This window comes from Ancylobacter sp. VNQ12, from assembly GCF_049445835.1.
Classification (GTDB): Bacteria; Pseudomonadota; Alphaproteobacteria; order Rhizobiales; family Xanthobacteraceae; genus Ancylobacter.
Genome location: NZ_JBMSDU010000005.1, coordinates 212,456 through 228,241, shown reverse-complemented (window position 1 = coordinate 228,241; position 15,786 = coordinate 212,456). Strand labels below are relative to the sequence as shown.

Below are 15,786 nucleotides of genomic sequence, written 5' to 3'. Positions count from 1 at the left end.
ACATGCCGGGCTTCAACGTGCTGTGGATCCAGTCCGGCGGCTGCGGCGGCTGCACCATGTCGCTGCTCTGCGCCGAGGCGCCCGACCTCGCCGCCACGCTCGCCAGCGCCGATATCCGCTTTCTCTGGCACCCGACGCTGTCGGAGGAGACAGGCGCGGAGGCGCTCGCTTTGTTCGAGCAGGTGCTGTCGGGCGAGCTGCGCCTCGATGCGCTCTGCGTCGAGGGCGCCATGCTGCGCGGACCGAACAATACCGGGCGCTTCCATATTCTCGCCGGCACCGGCGTGCCGACCATCGAATGGGTGCGCCGGCTGGCGGGGCTGGCGCAGCACGTGGTCGCCGTCGGCACCTGCGCGGCCTATGGCGGGGTGACGGCGGCAGGGGTGAACCCGACCGACGCCTGCGGCCTGCAATATGACGGGCGGCGGCCCGGCGGCGCGCTCGGCGCGGGGTTCCGCTCGCGCTCCGGCCTGCCGGTCATCAACATCGCGGGCTGCCCGACCCACCCGAACTGGATCACCGAGACGCTGATGCTGCTGGCGGCGGGGCTGCTCGGCACGGAGGATCTCGACGTCTATGGTCGGCCCCGCTCCTATGCCGACCAGCTGGTGCACCATGGCTGCCCGCGCAACGAATATTACGAGTACAAGGCGAGCGCGGAGAAGCTCTCCGACCTCGGCTGCATGATGGAGCATCTGGGCTGCGTCGGCACCCAGGCGCATGCCGACTGCAACACAAGGCTGTGGAACGGCGAAGGCTCCTGCACGCGCGGCGGCTACGCCTGCATCAACTGCACCGCGCCGGAATTCGAGGAGCCCGGCCACGCCTTCCTGGAGACGCCCAAGCTCGCCGGCATCCCCATCGGCCTGCCGACCGACATGCCGAAGGCGTGGTTCGTCGCGCTGTCCTCGCTCGCCAAGGCGGCGACGCCCGAGCGGCTGCGCCGCAACGCCACCAGCGATCACGTGGTGACGCCGCCGGCCGTGCGCGATACCGGACGGCGATGAGCGTGGCGGAAGCGCAGGAAGGCACGCGGCGGCTGGTCGTCGGCCCGTTCAACCGGGTCGAGGGCGACCTCGAAGTGCGGCTGGAGATCACCGGCGGCGAGGTGCAGGCCGCCTATGTCTCCTCTCCCCTGTTCCGCGGCTTCGAGCGCATCCTCGAAGGGCGCGACCCGCGCGACGCGCTGGTGATCGCCCCGCGCATCTGCGGCATCTGCTCGGTGTCGCAGTCCCATGCCGCCGCGCTGGCGCTGGCCGGGGTGCAGGGCATTTCGCCGACGGCGAACGGGACCCTCGCCACCAATCTTCTCGTCGCCACCGAGAACGTCGCCGATCACCTGACGCATTTCCACGTCTTCTTCATGCCGGACTTCGCGCGCGCCATCTATGCCGACCGCCCGTGGTTCGCGCGCGCCGAGGCGCGCTTCAAGGCGGCGCAGGGCACCTCCGTGCGGGCGGCGCTGACGACGCGGACCACGCTGCTGCATGTGCTCGGCCTGCTCGCCGGGCGCTGGCCGCACACCCTTGCCATCCAGCCCGGCGGGGTGACGCGCGGCGCGGATGCGCGCGACAAGATGCGGCTGATGGCGACGCTCGGCGCGAGCCGGCAGGCGCTGGAGGAAAAGCTGTTCGGCACCTCGCTCGAACGCATCGCCGCCCTGTCCGCACCGGAGGAGCTGGCCGCGCTGGCCGGGAACGACAGCGACCTCGCGCTGTTCCTCGCCATCGCCGAGGATCTCGACCTCGCCGGCCTCGGCCGCGCCTATGACCGCTATCTCAGCTATGGCGCCTATCCCGGCGCGGACGGCCCGCTCTATGCGCGCGGCATCCTCACGCCGGAAGGGCCGGGCGGGCTCGACACCGACGCCATCGCCGAGGACCATACCAATGCCCGGATGGAGGGGCGCTGGCGGGCGCATCATCCGTTCGACGGCTTCACCTTTCCCGATGCGGCGGACGAGGCCGGCTACAGCTGGTGCAAGGCGCCGCGCCTCGCCGGCCTGCCCTTCGAGACCGGCGCGGTGGCGCGGCAGCTGGTGGATGGCCAGCCGCTGATCCGCGCGCTGGTCGCCGCGGGCGGCGGCAGCGTGTTCACGCGCGTGCTGGCCCGCCTTGTTGAGACGGCGCGCACGCTGCTCGCCATGGAGGACTGGGTGCGGCGGCTGGAGCCGGGCGCGCCCTGGTGCGCGCAAGGGCATGTGCCGCGCGAAGGCCGCGCCGCCGGGCTGACCGAGGCGGCGCGCGGGGCGCTGGGCCACTGGCTGCGGGTCGAGAACGGGCGCATCGCCGGCTACCAGATCATCGCGCCGACCACCTGGAACTTCTCGCCGCGCGACGCCGCCGGCGTGCCGGGACCGCTGGAGGCGGCACTGGTGGGCGCGCCGGTGCGGCAGGGCGAGACCACGCCGGTGGCGGTGCAGCACATCGTGCGCTCCTTCGACCCGTGCATGGTGTGCACGGTGCACTGAGCGCGGCCATGCAAGAAAACGGCGCCAAGGCCGAGCGGATCGTGGTGCGCGGGCTGGTGCAGGGCGTCGGCTTCCGCCCCTTCGTGTGGCGGCTCGCCCGCCGCCTCGGCATTGAGGGCGACGTGTCCAATGTCGGCGATGCCGTATTGATCCGCGCCGCCGCGCCGCCCGAGGTGCTCGGCGCCTTCGCCGCCGCGCTGACGGAGGAGGCCCCACCGCTCGCCCGCGTCGAAGCGGTGGAGCGCGCGCCTTTGCCGGCGTTTCACGGCGAGGGCTTCGCCATCGCGGCCAGCGCGCCCGGCACGGTCTCGGCCGGCGTGGTGCCTGACATTGCCACCTGCCCGGCCTGCCGCACCGAGATCCGCGACCCGGCCGCCCGGCGCCACCGCTACGCCTTCACCAACTGTACCGATTGCGGGCCGCGCTTCTCCATCGTCGAGGGCCTGCCCTATGACCGCGCGACCACCACCATGCGCGGCTTTCGCCTCTGTCCCGACTGCCAAGGCGAGTACGAGGACCCGGCAGACCGGCGCTTCCATGCCCAGCCCATCGCCTGCCCCGCCTGCGGGCCGCGCCTGACGCTGGAGATCGGCGGAACACCGGCTTCGGGCGATCCGCTTGCCGAGGCGGCGGAACGGCTGAAGGCCGGCGCGATCCTCGCCATCAAGGGGATCGGCGGTTTCCACATCGCCTGCGATGCGACCAATGAGACGGCGGTCGCCGAGCTGCGGCGGCGCAAGCACCGCCCGACCAAGCCTCTGGCGCTGATGGTGCGCGACCGCGCCATGCTGGAAGAGCTCTGCGCGATGGAGCCGGCGGAATGGGAGGCGCTGTGTCGGCCTTCCGCGCCCATACTGCTGCTGCGCCGGCACGAGGGTGCGATGCTGGCGCCCTCACTGGCACCGGGAAATGCGCGGCTCGGCGTGATGCTGCCCTACACGCCGCTGCATCATCTCCTGATGGAGGCGGTCGGCCGGCCGCTGGTGCTGACCAGCGCCAACCGCTCCGGCGAGCCGCAGATCTACCGCGACGCGGAGGTGCGCGAAGGGCTCGCCGGCATCATAGACGGCGTGCTCACGCACGACCGGCCCATCGCCCGGCGGCTCGACGACAGCGTGGCGCGGCTCGCCGCCGGGGCGGTGCGGGTGATGCGGCGCGGGCGTGGTCTCGCGCCGGCACCGCGCGCGCTGCCGCCGGGCTTCGCGCCGGCACCGGCGGTGCTCGCGCTCGGCGGGGAACTGAAAAGCGCCATCTGCCTCTCCACCGCCGGCCGGGCGCTGCTCTCCCACCACCTCGGCGATCTCGACGAACTGGCGACGCAGGACGCCTTCGAGACAGCCATCGCCGACTATACGGCGCTGTTCGACCACCGGCCGGCGGCGATCGCCGTCGACCTCCACCCGGATTACCGCGCCAGCCGGCTCGGCGCTGCGCTGGCGGCGGCGCGCGGGCTGCCACTGATCGGCGTGCAGCATCACCACGCCCATATCGCCGCCGCCATGGCGGAGCACGGCTGGACGGTCGATGCCGGGCCGGTGATCGGCCTCGCGCTGGACGGGCTCGGCCTCGGCGAGGACGGCACCGCCTGGGGCGCGGAAATCCTGCTGTGCGACTACACGCAGAGCCGCCGGCTGGCGCGGCTGACACCCATTGCGCTGGCCGGCGGCGACGTGGCGAGCCGCGAGCCCTGGCGCGTGCTGCTCGCCCATCTCGATGCGGCGCTGCCGCCGGAGGACGTGCCGACGGGACTTTTCGACGGACTGCCGGCCGCGACCGTGCGGGCGATGATCGCGCGCGGCATCAACGCGCCGCCGGCAAGTTCCGCCGGCCGGCTGTTCGACGCCATGGCCGCGCTGCTCGGCCTCGCCCCGCACCGCCTGAGTTTCGAGGGCGAGGCGGCGCTGGCGCTGGAAGCGCTTGCGGCGGGCGCGCCGCCGGCGGAAGGCGTCTACGCCTTCGACGTGGTCGCCCGACAGGGCCTCGCCGAGATCGACCCGGCGCCGATGTGGCGCGCGGCGGTGGCCGACCTGCGGGCAGGTCAGCCCCCGGCCGCCATCGCCGCGCGCTTCCACGCCGGCGTGGCGCGGGTGTTTGCACGGGCCGCGCTGACGGCAGCAGCGGAACAAGGCGCGGGCGCCATCGCCCTCTCCGGCGGAGTGATGCAGAACGCCGTGCTGCTCGGACATCTCGTCGCGCGCCTCGCGCCTTCCGGGCTGGCGCTGCTCGTTCCCGCCGAGGTGCCGGCCAATGATGGCGGGCTCGCCTTCGGTCAGGCGGCAGTGGCGGCGGCACGGCTGATGCAGCGGTAAGCCGCTTTCCGGTCGGTGCGGAAAGCGGTCTTCCGGCTTCCGCGCCGCCAACCCGGCGAAAACGCCAACCCCTTGAAATCAGAAGAATTCCAGCTCTGGCACGGCCATTGCTCACGTCCTACCCGACGGTGCGCCTCGACGTGCGCCGAGGCAAGCTATCGGGAGGATCCGCCGCATGGCCGGGCTTGAGACATTCTACGAGGTGATGCGACGCCAGGGCATCACCCGTCGCTCGTTCCTGAAATATTGTTCGCTCACCGCCGCCGCGCTGGGGCTGGGGCCGGAATTCGCGCCCGAGATCGCCCATGCGATGGAAACCAAGCCGCGCACCCCGGTGCTGTGGCTGCACGGGCTGGAATGCACCTGCTGCTCGGAGAGCTTCATCCGCTCGGCGCATCCGCTGGTGAAGGACGTCGTTCTGTCGATGATCTCGCTGGACTACGACGACACCCTTATGGCGTCCGCCGGCCATCAGGCCGAGGCGATCCTCGATGAGGTGATGGAGAAGTACAAGGGCAACTACATCCTCGCCGTGGAGGGCAACCCGCCGCTGAACGAGGATGGCATGTACTGCATCATCGGCGGCAAGCCCTTCGTGGACCAGCTCAAGAAGGTCGCCAAGGACGCCAAGGCGGTGATCTCCTGGGGCTCCTGCGCCTCGCATGGCTGCGTGCAGGCGGCGCGCCCGAACCCGACCCGCGCCACCCCGGTGCACGAGGTCATCCTCGACAAGCCGATCATCAAGGTGCCGGGCTGCCCGCCCATCGCCGAGGTGATGACCGGCGTCATCACCTACATGCTCACCTTCGACCGCCTGCCCGAGCTCGACCGGCAGGGGCGCCCGAAGATGTTCTATTCCCAGCGCATCCACGACAAATGCTACCGCCGGCCGCATTTCGACGCCGGCCAGTATGTCGAGGCCTTCGACGACGAGGGCGCGCGCAAGGGCTACTGCCTCTACAAAGTCGGCTGCAAGGGCCCGACCACCTACAATGCCTGCTCGACCACCCGCTGGAATGACGGCGTCTCCTTCCCGATCCAGTCCGGCCATGGCTGCATCGGCTGCTCGGAAGACGGTTTCTGGGACAAGGGCTCCTGGTATGCCCGCCTCACCGACCTCAAGGGCGTCGGCTTCGGCATCGAGGCCAATGCCGACCGCGTCGGCCTGGCCGCGGCCGGCGTCGTCGGCGGCGGCATCGCGCTGCACGCCGCGGTGAGCGCGCTCAAGCGCGCCCGCCACAAGGACGGCGATCAACAGAACACCGCCGCCGATCACGGGAACAAGGGAGAGGCGGCATGACCATCCAGACGCCGAACGGCTTCACGCTCGACACCTCCGGCAAGCGCATCGTCGTCGATCCGGTCACCCGCATCGAAGGCCATATGCGCTGCGAGGTGAACGTCGATTCCAACAACATCATCCGCAATGCCGTCTCCACCGGCACCATGTGGCGCGGGCTCGAAGTGATCCTCAAGGGCCGCGACCCGCGCGACGCCTGGGCCTTCGTCGAGCGCATCTGCGGCGTGTGCACCGGCTGCCACGCGCTCACCTCGGTGCGCGCCGTCGAGGACGCGCTGCAGATCAAGATCCCGAACAACGCCTTCCTGATCCGCGAGATCATGGCCAAGGTGCTGCAATGGCACGACCATGTCGTGCATTTCTACCACCTGCACGCGCTCGACTGGGTCAACCCGGTCAATGCGCTGAAGGCCGACCCCAAGGCGACCTCGCAGCTCCAGCAGATGGTCGGGCCGGACCACCCCAATTCCAGCCCCGGCTATTTCCGCGACGTGCAGAACCGGCTGAAGAAATTCGTCGAGAGCGGCCAGCTCGGCATCTTCAAGAACGGCTACTGGGACAACCCGGCCTACAAGCTGCCGCCCGAAGCCGACCTGATGGCGGTGACGCACTATCTGGAAGCCCTCGACTTCCAGAAGGAGATCGTCAAGGTCCACACCATCTTCGGCGGCAAGAACCCGCACCCGAACTACATGGTCGGCGGCGTGCCCTGCGCCATCAACATGGACGGCGACATGGCCGCCGGCGCCCCGCTCAACATGGAGCGCCTCAACTTCGTGAAGCTGAAGCTCCAGGAGGCGTTCGAGTTCTCCAAGAACGTCTATGTGCCGGACGTGATCGCCATCGCCTCCTTCTACAAGGGCTGGCTCTATGGCGGCGGCCTTTCGGGGCAGAACGTCATGGACTATGGCGACTACGAGGCGATCCAGGGCAAGAAGAGCACCGACCGCCTGCCGGGCGGCGTCATCCTCAACGGCAACTGGGATGAAGTGCACCCGATCGACACCCGCGATCCCGCCCAGGTGCAGGAATTCGTCGCCCATTCCTGGTACACTTATGGCGACGGCAATGCCGACAAGGGCCTGCATCCCTGGGACGGCGTCACCGAGCCGCAATACAAGCTCGGCCCCGACGCCAAGGGCACCCGCACCGACATCCAGCAGATCGACGAGAACGCCAAATACTCCTGGATCAAGGCGCCGCGCTGGAAGGGCAACGCGGTCGAGGTGGGCCCGCTGGCGCGCTACATCCTCGCCTATGCGCATGGTGTCGACTACGTGAAGGGCCAGGTCGACGACTCGCTCGGCCGCTTCAACGCGCTCGCCGGCACCAGCCTCACCGCCAAGCAGGCGCTGCCGACCACCATCGGCCGCACGCTCGCCCGTGCGCTGGAGGCGCATTACTGCGCCCAGATGATGCTGGACGACTTCGACAACCTGATCGCCAACATCAAGGCCGGCGACAGCTCCACCGCCAATGTCGAGAAATGGGACCCCGCCACCTGGCCGAAGGAAGCCAAGGGCGTCGGCACGGTGGCGGCGCCGCGCGGCGGCCTCGGCCACTGGATCAAGATCAAGGACGGCCGGATCGAGAACTACCAGTGCGTGGTGCCCACCACCTGGAACGGCGGCCCGCGCGATCCCAAGGGCAATATCGGCGCGTTCGAGGCCTCGCTGATGAACACGCCGATGGAGCGCCCGGAGGAGCCGGTGGAGATCCTGCGCACGCTCCACTCCTTCGATCCGTGCCTCGCCTGTTCCACCCATGTCATCTCGCCCGACGGGGAAGAGATGGCGCGGGTGACGGTGCGCTAGGGAGGTGGCGATGAGCGACATCTCCCCCACCCTCGGCGGCACGGCCCCTCCGCCCGCCCCGGCTGTTCCGGTGGAACGCGACGGGGCCGGGCGCAAGCTGACCACGCTCTATGTCTATGAGGCGCCGGTGCGCCTGTGGCACTGGGTGAACGCGCTGTCCATCGTGGTGCTGTGCATCACCGGCTATCTGATCGGCTCGCCCTTGCCCACGCTCTCCGGCGAGCCGAGCGCGCATTACCTCATGGGCACCATCCGCTTCCTGCACTTCGCGGCAGGCTACATCTTCGCCGTGGGTTTCCTGGGGCGGATCGCCTGGGCCTTCTTCGGCAATCGCTATTCGCGCGAGCTCTTCACCTTCCCGTTCTGGCGCAAGAGCTTCTGGCGCGGGCTGTTCGTCGAGGTGCAGTGGTACATGTTCCTGAAGCCGCGGCCGTTGAAGTTCGTCGGCCACAACCCGCTCGCCCAGCTGTTCCTGTTCTGGGTGATGGTGGTGGGCTCCATCTTCATGATCGGCACGGGCTTCGCCCTCTATTCCGAGGGCACGGGCATGGGCTCCTGGCAGGACACGCTGTTCGGCTGGATCATCCCGCTGCTCGGCGGCAGCCTGGCGGTGCACGCCCTGCATCACCTCGGCATGTGGGTGATCATCGTGTTCGTGCTCATCCACGTCTATTCGGTGATCCGCGAGGACATCATGTCCCGGCAGTCCATGGTTTCCGCCATCACCAACGGATACCGCAGCTTCCGAGACGACGATCCTGCCTGAGCCTCCTTCCGGCTTCAGGCGGCAGCCGTGCGGGGGCACGGTGATATGGGCGCGGCTTCGGCCGCGCCCTTTTTTGATGGATTTGTACCTTCCAATTTTCCGAGAAACTGGAAATTATCTTTCCAGAAGGAAATTCAGCCCTGACGCATCATCCTTGTTTTCATACGTATTACCAATGAGTTGGATAGCACTCGCAGCCTTGGCACGGAGATTGAATTAAGAAGCATTAGAAAGAACGGCACAGACCGTTCGCGCATAGGGACTTCAAGGAAACACGCTCGGGAGGCGTCGGCCCATGGACGACGAACGCATTCTTGTCCTCGGCATCGGCAACATCTTGTGGGCCGACGAAGGGTTCGGCGTCCGCGTGATCGAGGCGCTCGACGAACGTTTTGAGCTTCCCGAACATGTGTCGGTGCTGGATGGCGGCACGCAGGGCCTCTATCTGCTGCCCTATCTCGAAGACGCGGCCGGCGTGATCATCGTCGACGCCATCGACTACGGCCTGCCGCCGGCGACGCTGAAGCTGCTTCGGGACGACGAGGTGCCGGCGGTGCTCGGCGCCCACAAGGTGAGCCTGCACCAGACCGGCTTCCAGGAGATCCTCGCCCTGCTGCGCCTGCGCGAGCGCGCGCCGCGCCGGCTGCTTCTCGTCGGCGTGCAGCCGGAGCGGCTCGACGATTATGGCGGGGGGCTCACCCCGGCCGTGGCGGCGCAGGTCGAGCCGGCGCTCGCCACCGTGCTGCGTCTTCTCGCCGAGGAGTTCTCCGTCGTCCCCGCGCCGCGCCGCTCGCGCGAGCATTTCACCGCCCCCGCCATTTCGCGCGAGGACTACGAGACCGGACGCCCCAGCGCCGAGGCCGCCTGCCGCGTCGGTGACGCGCGGGTGCTCGCCGGCCGGCCGCGCGGGTGACCGCCATGTGTCTCGGCCTTCCCATGCGCATCGAGACGATCGACGGCTGGAACGGGCGCTGCCGCCATGGCGATGCGCTGCACGACGTCGACCTGGCGCTGCTGCCCGAGGCCCGTCCCGGCGATCATGTGCTGGTCTTCCTCGGTGCCGGGCGTCGCCTGCTCGACGCCGCGGAGGCGGAGCAGATCGCGCAGGCGCTCACCGCCGTAGAAGCGGTGATGCGCGGCGACGCCACCTCCATCGACGCCGCCTTCGCCGATCTCGCGGGGCGCGAGCCGACATTGCCGCCGCACCTCGCCGCCGAATTCGCCGCCCGTTCCGCCGCCCGCCGCGCTTCCGACCCGGAGGAAACCACGCCGTGACCCTCGCCCGCCCCGCCGCCGACGCGCTGCATCCCCTGGTCGCCCGCCTCGTCGAGGTACAGAACTATCCCTGGCTCGACGGCGAGGCGACCGGCGAGGGGCCGGCCGGCGTGCGGCTGCTGTTCCTTCCCGCCCATGGCCGCGGCCATGTCGAGACGCCGGACATCGCCGTCGTGCTGCCCGAACTCGTCGCCGCGCTCGGCACGGATGGCGGCGCCGTCGCCGGCCCGACCTGCGAGCGGCAGATGCGCGAGACGCTCGGCGGCATCGCCCTGCCGGCCATCGTCGTGCTGCGCGATGGCGCGCCCGTCGGCTCGCTGTCGCGCATGCGCGACTGGGACGAATTCCTCGACCGCCTCGCCCCGCTGGTCACGGCGGCGCGCGAGGGATCGCTGCCCGCCGCCCCGCTTTCCACCGCGCTTTCGTGAGGTCTGCCATGGCTCTGCCCTACGCCACCGTTCCTCCGCTCGGCTACGGCCCCGGCAGCCAGCCGGACGGCGAGGACGGCCTCGCCTACATGTCGATGCCGTCGGGCATGCGCACCTATGAGGCGCACCTGCCGGAGATCGAGGACGCGGAGCGCGCCGGGCCGGCGATCGCGTTCCTCACGGCGATCGAGCAGGCGCTCGCCCACGCGCAGCCCGGCGAGACCACCGTGCTCGCGCTCGATGGGCTGGAAGCGGATGCCCAGGCCCTCGTCAACGAGACGCTGGGCGAGGGCGAGGTATCGGTTCTGGTCGAGACCCCCGCCGGGCGGATCGAGATCCAGGAAGCGACACTCGCCGGGGTGTGGCGGGTGCGCGGCGGGGCCGGCACGTCCGCCCGCGAGCGCATCGAAATCGCCGCCTTCCCGCGCGGGGCGCTGCTGCGCGCCTTTCCACGCGAGTGGTCGGTCGATGTCGACGGCGCCGCCCGCCTGCCGGGCGTGGTGAACGCACCGGCCCTCCTCGCCGAGATCCTGCACAAGAGCCGCGAGCGCCGCACCGGCGACCTGCCGCACGTCATCAACCTGACGCTGCTGCCGGTGACGCCGGAGGACATCGCCGCGCTCGAGGCGCGGCTCGGGCAAGGCGGCGTGGTCATCCTCTCGCGCGGCTACGGCAATTGCCGCATCGACGCGACGGCGCTGCGCGATGTCTGGCGGGTGCGCTACTTCAATTCCAGCGACGCGCTGATCCTCGACACGATCGAGATCGTCGACATACCGGCGGTGGCCTGCGCCGCGCCGGAGGACCTCGCCGATTCCGCCGCGCGCCTCGTCGATATCCTTGAAACGGTGGGCTAGGGCGATGGCGGCTCCGCGCTTCGAAGGCTCATTTCTCGGCGACGTCGCCCGGCTGCCGCCGAACGCGGTGCTGGAATGCAAGATCTGCTGGCACGTCTACGATCCTGCCGAGGGCTGCGAGTACTGGCAGGTGCCGGCCGGCACGCCCTTCGCCCATCTGCCCGATCACTGGCGCTGCCCGCGCTGCGACGGGGCGCGCGACCAGTTCATGGTCATCGATACCAGCGGGGGGACGGGCTTTGCGGCGCCCTCCCCGGCCGCGCCGGTCGACCCGCTGCCAGGCCTCGCCGCCGCGGCGGCGCAGCGCTTCGAGGCCGCGTTCCGCGAGGTGCATGTCGGGCAGATGCGCGGCATGCCGATCGTCAACGAGACGCTCGACGTGCGCGCCATCGGCTTCCGGCCGCATGAGGGACGGGTGGTCGGCGTGCTGGTCACGCCGTGGTTCATGAACATCGTGCTCATTCCGGGACCCGAGGACGACTGGAGCCGCCTGACGGTGGGCTCCCGCACGCTGCTCGACTTCCCCTCGGGGGCTTACGAGTTCATCGCCGCCAACCGCCCCGAGACCGGGCCCTACAGAGCCTGCTCGCTGTTCTCGCCCATGTTCGAATTCACCTCCATGCTGCAGGCGGAAGAGACGGCGCGCGCCGCGCTGGCCGCGCTGTTCGACCCGGCCTTGCGCGACGACGAGGACGAACCCGCCGCCAAGGGCCCCGAGCCGACAGCGGGCGGCACGCGGCGGGCCGAGCCGAGCCGGCGGGCGCTGATCTTCGGCGGTGGCGCCGGCGACGCGGGAGGCCCGCGCGCATGAGCCTCGCCGCGCTCGACATCGCCTTCGACGCGACCGGACGGGACACGCGCTGGCGCTTTGCCCGCGTTTCCGGGCCGGATGTCGCGCGCTGCGTGATCGGGCGCTCCCCGGAGGAGGCGGCGGTGCTGCTTCCCCGCGTCTATAATCTGTGCGGCGGGGCGCATGCGGTGGCGGCCGCCGCCGCGCTCGGCCTGCCGGAGCCCTCGCGGGACGGCCGGGACGAGCGCCTGCGCGACCACGCCGTCGCGGTGTTCGCCGACTGGCCGGCGCTGTTCGGCGGCGAGCCGGACCGGGCGGCGCTACGGCGGTTCGCGGGCGGGGCAGCGGATCGCCTCGCCCTGCGGCGCCATGTACTGGGTGACGATGTCGCCGGCGACGAGCTGGCGCAGGCAACCCCCGCCGAGCTGGAGAAGTGGCTCGGGCGCGGGGCGAGCCCGACCGCACGGCTGATGCGCCGGCTGCGGGAGGCGGCGTCTCCCGATTGCGGCCGGGTGGAACTCGGCCGGCCGGATATGGCGGACCTCGTCGCGGCGCTGGAGGACGAGTTCCCCCATGACGCGCGCGAGACGACGGCGGCGGACGACTGCCGCTCGGCGCCGCTCATTCGTGCCCTTCTGCCCCGCGAGGGAATGAGCCTGTTCGTACGGCTGCTGGCGCGCCTGCTCGACCTTCTCGCCGGCCTCGCCGGAGATCCCCAGCCGGCTCCGCGCGGGAATCCCCCGCCGGGCATCGGCCTCGCCTGCGCGGCACGCGGCCTGCTGGCCCATCGCGCGAGCGTGGCGGGCGGCATCGTCACCGATTACCGGGTGCTCGCGCCCAGCGCGTGGAATCTTGCACCTGACGGCCTGCTGGCGCGTATGCTCGCCGCCTTGCCGGCCAATGACGATACGCCGCTTCTGGCGCGGATCGCGGTTGCCGCCGTCAATCCCTGCGTGCCGGTGCGCCTTCATGTCGGCCGGCGGGAGGAGCGCGCGCATGCATGAGATGGCGATCTGCGAGAGCTTGCTCGATTCCCTGCGCGACGCCGCCCGCGACCATGGTTTCGCGCGGGTGACGCGGGTGCGGCTCAGCGTCGGGCAGTTCGCCGGCGTCGAGGTCGAGGCGCTGCGCTTCGGCTTCGACGTGGTGATGCGCGGCTCGCTCGCCGAGAACGCGGACCTCGTCGTGCTGGAGGAACCCGGCACGGCCTGGTGCTTCGACTGTTCGACCACGGTTTCCTTGCCGGACCGCCTCGCCCCCTGCCCGCATTGCGGCGGCGGGCGGCTGCGCCCGAACGGTGGAACGGATTTGCGCATCAAGGATCTGGAGGTGGTGTGATGTGCGTCACGTGCGGCTGCGGACCCGACGAGGTCTCGATCTCCGATGCCCATGGCGCCCCGCGCGCCAATGGCAACGGCCATCACCACCATTCCCACGATCATGATCATGATGACCATGATCATCACGGCCACTCCCACGGGCATGCCCACGAAGAGCACGGGCACGCGCACCGTCACCCGCATGACCACGCGCATGCTGCGCAGGAGGCCAGCGAGCAGCGCTTGGTGGAGCTGGAAGACCGCATCCTCGCCAAGAACGACGCCTATGCCGCGCGCAACCGCGCCCGCCTCGGTGGCGACGGCGTCTTCGCCATCAACCTGCTGGCCGGTCCCGGCGCCGGCAAGACGACGCTGCTGGTGGAAACGCTGAAGGCGCTCGGCAAGGGCGTTCCGGCGGCGGTGATCGAGGGCGACCAGCAGACCCAGAACGACGCCGAGCGGATCCGCGCCACCGGCACGCCGGCGGTGCAGATCAACACCGGCAAGGGCTGCCACCTCGACGCCCACATGGTCGGCCATGCGCTCGACCAGCTGCCGCTGCCGCCAGGCGGGCTGCTGTTCGTCGAGAATGTCGGCAACCTCGTCTGTCCGGCCGCCTTCGACCTCGGCGAGACGCGGCGGGTGACCTTGCTGTCGGTGACGGAAGGCGAGGACAAGCCGCTCAAATACCCCAACATCTTCGAGACCGCCGATCTCGTGCTGCTCACCAAGGTCGACCTGCTGCCGCATCTCGACGTCGACATGGCGGCGATCGAGCGCAACATCGCCCGGGTCAACCCGACAGCCTCGATCCTGCACTGTTCGAGCCGTGGCGTACCCGGCCTCGCGGCCTGGCTCGACTGGCTCGTCGAGGAACGGCGCCATCTCCTCGGCACGCTGGCGGCGGAAGCGGAGAAGCGGGCGCAGGCCCTGCGCGCCAGCGCCGGGCAGGTCTGGGCCGAGCGCGCGGAGGCGACACCGTGACCGCGACGCGCGCCGCCATCCTCGTCGTCGACGACGAGCCGCGTTCGGTCGAGGTGATCGCCCGCGTGCTCGGCGAGGATTTCGACGTGCACACCGCATTGGGCGCGGCCGAGGCGCTGACGATCCTCGAAAACGAGTGGATCCAGGCGATCTTCTGCGACCAGCGCATGGTCGAGCGCTCCGGCGTCGACCTGCTCACCGAGGTGCGGGGGCGCTGGCCGGACATCGTGCGCATCATCGTCACCGGCTACACCGACCCCTCCGACATGATCGGCGCGATCAACGAAGCCGGCATCCACCAGTTCATCACCAAGCCGTGGCACCCCGACCAGCTCATGCTGGCGGCGCAGGGGGCGACACGGCTCTACCAGCTCCAGCGCGACTATGACCGCCTGTCGCTCGAACTGAAGCTGGCGGCGCCGGCGGCGCAGGCCCGCGTGGTCGAGCGGCACGAGAAGGTGCTGGCGAATTTCCATTTCGACGCGCTGGTGCGCGCGCCCGACAGCCCGCTCAACGAGGTCTGCCGCTCGGCGGCACAGGTGGCCGCTTTCGACATTCCGGTGCTCATTCTCGGCGAGACCGGCACCGGCAAGGAACTGCTGTCGCGCGCCATCCACTATTCCAGCCTGCGCTCGGAGCGGCCGTTCTTCGCGGTGAACTGCGGGGCGATCCCGGACGAATTGCTGGAATCGGAACTGTTCGGCCACAAGAAGGGCTCCTTCACCGGCGCGCACACCAACCGCATCGGCCTGCTCGACCAGGCGGATGGCGGCACGGTGCTGCTCGACGAGATCGGCGACGTCTCCCCCGCCTTCCAGGTCAAGCTGCTGCGCTTCCTCCAGGAAGGAGAAATCCGCCCGGTCGGCTCGAACGATGTGAAGCGGGTCAATGTGCGGGTGCTCGCCGCCACGCACCGCGACCTCGCCGCCGAGGTGAAGACGGGGCGTTTCCGCGAGGACCTCTATTATCGCCTCGCCGCGCTCACACTGACCCTGCCGCCGCTGCGCGAGCGGCGCGGCGACCTGCGCGCGCTGACGCAGCGGCTGCTCGACCATCTCTGCGCCACCCATGGCAAGCGGGTGAAGGGCTTCACCGCCGAGGCGCTGGGCTGCATCGAGGCCTATGACTGGCCCGGCAATGTGCGCGAATTGCAGAACGAAGTGACGCGCATGCTGGTGCTCGCCGGCGGCGAGCATCTCGGCGCCGACCTCCTGTCGCCGCATGTCGTGCACGGCGCGGCGGCCGCCTCCGCCAAGGCCATGCCGTTCGAGACGGCGATCCGCGACACCGGCCCGCTGAAGGACCGGGTCGAGCGGATGGAGGCGCTGATCCTGATGGAAACGCTGGTGCGCTGCCGCTGGAACAAGAGCCGCGCGGCGGAAGAACTCGGCCTGTCCCGTGTCGGCCTGCGGGCCAAGCTCGAACGCTACGGCATCGCCCGTGACGATGCGTTCGCGCGCAGCCATTGAGGAGG

At 70.2% G+C, this 15,786-nt stretch carries 15 protein-coding genes; all 15 read left to right on the top strand.

The genetic code is table 11. From position 1 onward, the window contains the following. The first annotated feature begins 2 nt into the window (after nucleotides 1-2). The 15 genes from ACO2RV_RS10265 (at nucleotide 3) to ACO2RV_RS10195 (ending at nucleotide 15,781) form a co-directional block, all read left to right on the top strand. Nucleotides 3-1,007 carry a HupU protein gene (locus tag ACO2RV_RS10265; protein ID WP_423292507.1) on the top strand — a complete coding sequence of 335 codons (1,005 nt, stop codon included), beginning with the start codon at nucleotides 3-5 and terminating at the stop codon, nucleotides 1,005-1,007. After that, entirely contained in the window at nucleotides 1,004-2,470 is a 1,467-nt protein-coding gene (locus tag ACO2RV_RS10260; RefSeq protein ID WP_423292505.1) for a nickel-dependent hydrogenase large subunit, read from the top strand. Before ACO2RV_RS10265 ends, ACO2RV_RS10260 begins: the two co-directional genes overlap by 4 nt. Nucleotides 2,471-2,478: 8 nt before the next feature. Then, nucleotides 2,479-4,779, top strand: coding sequence for a carbamoyltransferase HypF (gene hypF / locus ACO2RV_RS10255; RefSeq protein ID WP_423292503.1), 2,301 nt, complete (start codon nucleotides 2,479-2,481; stop codon nucleotides 4,777-4,779). Nucleotides 4,780-4,954: 175 nt separating this feature from the next. Beyond that, nucleotides 4,955-6,079 (top strand): hydrogenase small subunit, encoded by a 1,125-nt coding sequence (locus ACO2RV_RS10250; protein ID WP_423292501.1) that lies wholly within the window; start codon nucleotides 4,955-4,957, stop codon nucleotides 6,077-6,079. Next, on the top strand, nucleotides 6,076-7,893 hold the full coding sequence (locus ACO2RV_RS10245; protein WP_423292499.1) for a nickel-dependent hydrogenase large subunit: 1,818 nt from the start codon (nucleotides 6,076-6,078) through the stop codon (nucleotides 7,891-7,893). Before ACO2RV_RS10250 ends, ACO2RV_RS10245 begins: the two co-directional genes overlap by 4 nt. A 10-nt stretch (nucleotides 7,894-7,903) precedes the next feature. Next, nucleotides 7,904-8,659, top strand: a complete 756-nt coding sequence (gene cybH, locus ACO2RV_RS10240) for a Ni/Fe-hydrogenase, b-type cytochrome subunit (RefSeq protein WP_423292497.1) — start codon at nucleotides 7,904-7,906, stop codon at nucleotides 8,657-8,659. A gap of 295 nt (nucleotides 8,660-8,954) precedes the next feature. Beyond that, nucleotides 8,955-9,572 carry a HyaD/HybD family hydrogenase maturation endopeptidase gene (locus ACO2RV_RS10235; protein ID WP_423292495.1) on the top strand — a complete coding sequence of 206 codons (618 nt, stop codon included), beginning with the start codon at nucleotides 8,955-8,957 and terminating at the stop codon, nucleotides 9,570-9,572. Between the two features lie 5 nt (nucleotides 9,573-9,577). Beyond that, nucleotides 9,578-9,934 (top strand): HypC/HybG/HupF family hydrogenase formation chaperone, encoded by a 357-nt coding sequence (locus ACO2RV_RS10230; RefSeq protein ID WP_423292493.1) that lies wholly within the window; start codon nucleotides 9,578-9,580, stop codon nucleotides 9,932-9,934. Further along, the gene (locus tag ACO2RV_RS10225; RefSeq protein ID WP_423292491.1) at nucleotides 9,931-10,362 is read left to right on the top strand and encodes a hydrogenase; all 432 of its coding nucleotides are present in this window, start codon (nucleotides 9,931-9,933) and stop codon (nucleotides 10,360-10,362) included. Before ACO2RV_RS10230 ends, ACO2RV_RS10225 begins: the two co-directional genes overlap by 4 nt. 8 nt (nucleotides 10,363-10,370) lie before the next feature. After that, the gene (locus ACO2RV_RS10220) at nucleotides 10,371-11,219 is read left to right on the top strand and encodes a hydrogenase expression/formation protein (protein WP_423292489.1); all 849 of its coding nucleotides are present in this window, start codon (nucleotides 10,371-10,373) and stop codon (nucleotides 11,217-11,219) included. A 4-nt stretch (nucleotides 11,220-11,223) separates the two neighbouring features. Further along, the gene (gene hybE / locus ACO2RV_RS10215; RefSeq protein ID WP_423292487.1) at nucleotides 11,224-12,030 is read left to right on the top strand and encodes a [NiFe]-hydrogenase assembly chaperone HybE; all 807 of its coding nucleotides are present in this window, start codon (nucleotides 11,224-11,226) and stop codon (nucleotides 12,028-12,030) included. Continuing rightward, nucleotides 12,027-13,013: a hypothetical protein gene (locus tag ACO2RV_RS10210; protein ID WP_423292485.1), complete on the top strand. Its 987-nt coding sequence runs from the start codon at nucleotides 12,027-12,029 to the stop codon at nucleotides 13,011-13,013. Before hybE ends, ACO2RV_RS10210 begins: the two co-directional genes overlap by 4 nt. After that, on the top strand, nucleotides 13,006-13,347 hold the full coding sequence (gene hypA, locus ACO2RV_RS10205; RefSeq protein ID WP_423292483.1) for a hydrogenase maturation nickel metallochaperone HypA: 342 nt from the start codon (nucleotides 13,006-13,008) through the stop codon (nucleotides 13,345-13,347). Before ACO2RV_RS10210 ends, hypA begins: the two co-directional genes overlap by 8 nt. Further along, entirely contained in the window at nucleotides 13,347-14,312 is a 966-nt protein-coding gene (gene hypB / locus ACO2RV_RS10200; protein ID WP_423292481.1) for a hydrogenase nickel incorporation protein HypB, read from the top strand. The genes hypA and hypB overlap by 1 nt, the downstream gene beginning before the upstream one ends. Continuing rightward, nucleotides 14,309-15,781: a sigma-54-dependent transcriptional regulator gene (locus ACO2RV_RS10195; protein WP_423292479.1), complete on the top strand. Its 1,473-nt coding sequence runs from the start codon at nucleotides 14,309-14,311 to the stop codon at nucleotides 15,779-15,781. The genes hypB and ACO2RV_RS10195 overlap by 4 nt, the downstream gene beginning before the upstream one ends. The last annotated feature ends 5 nt before the right edge of the window (nucleotides 15,782-15,786 follow it).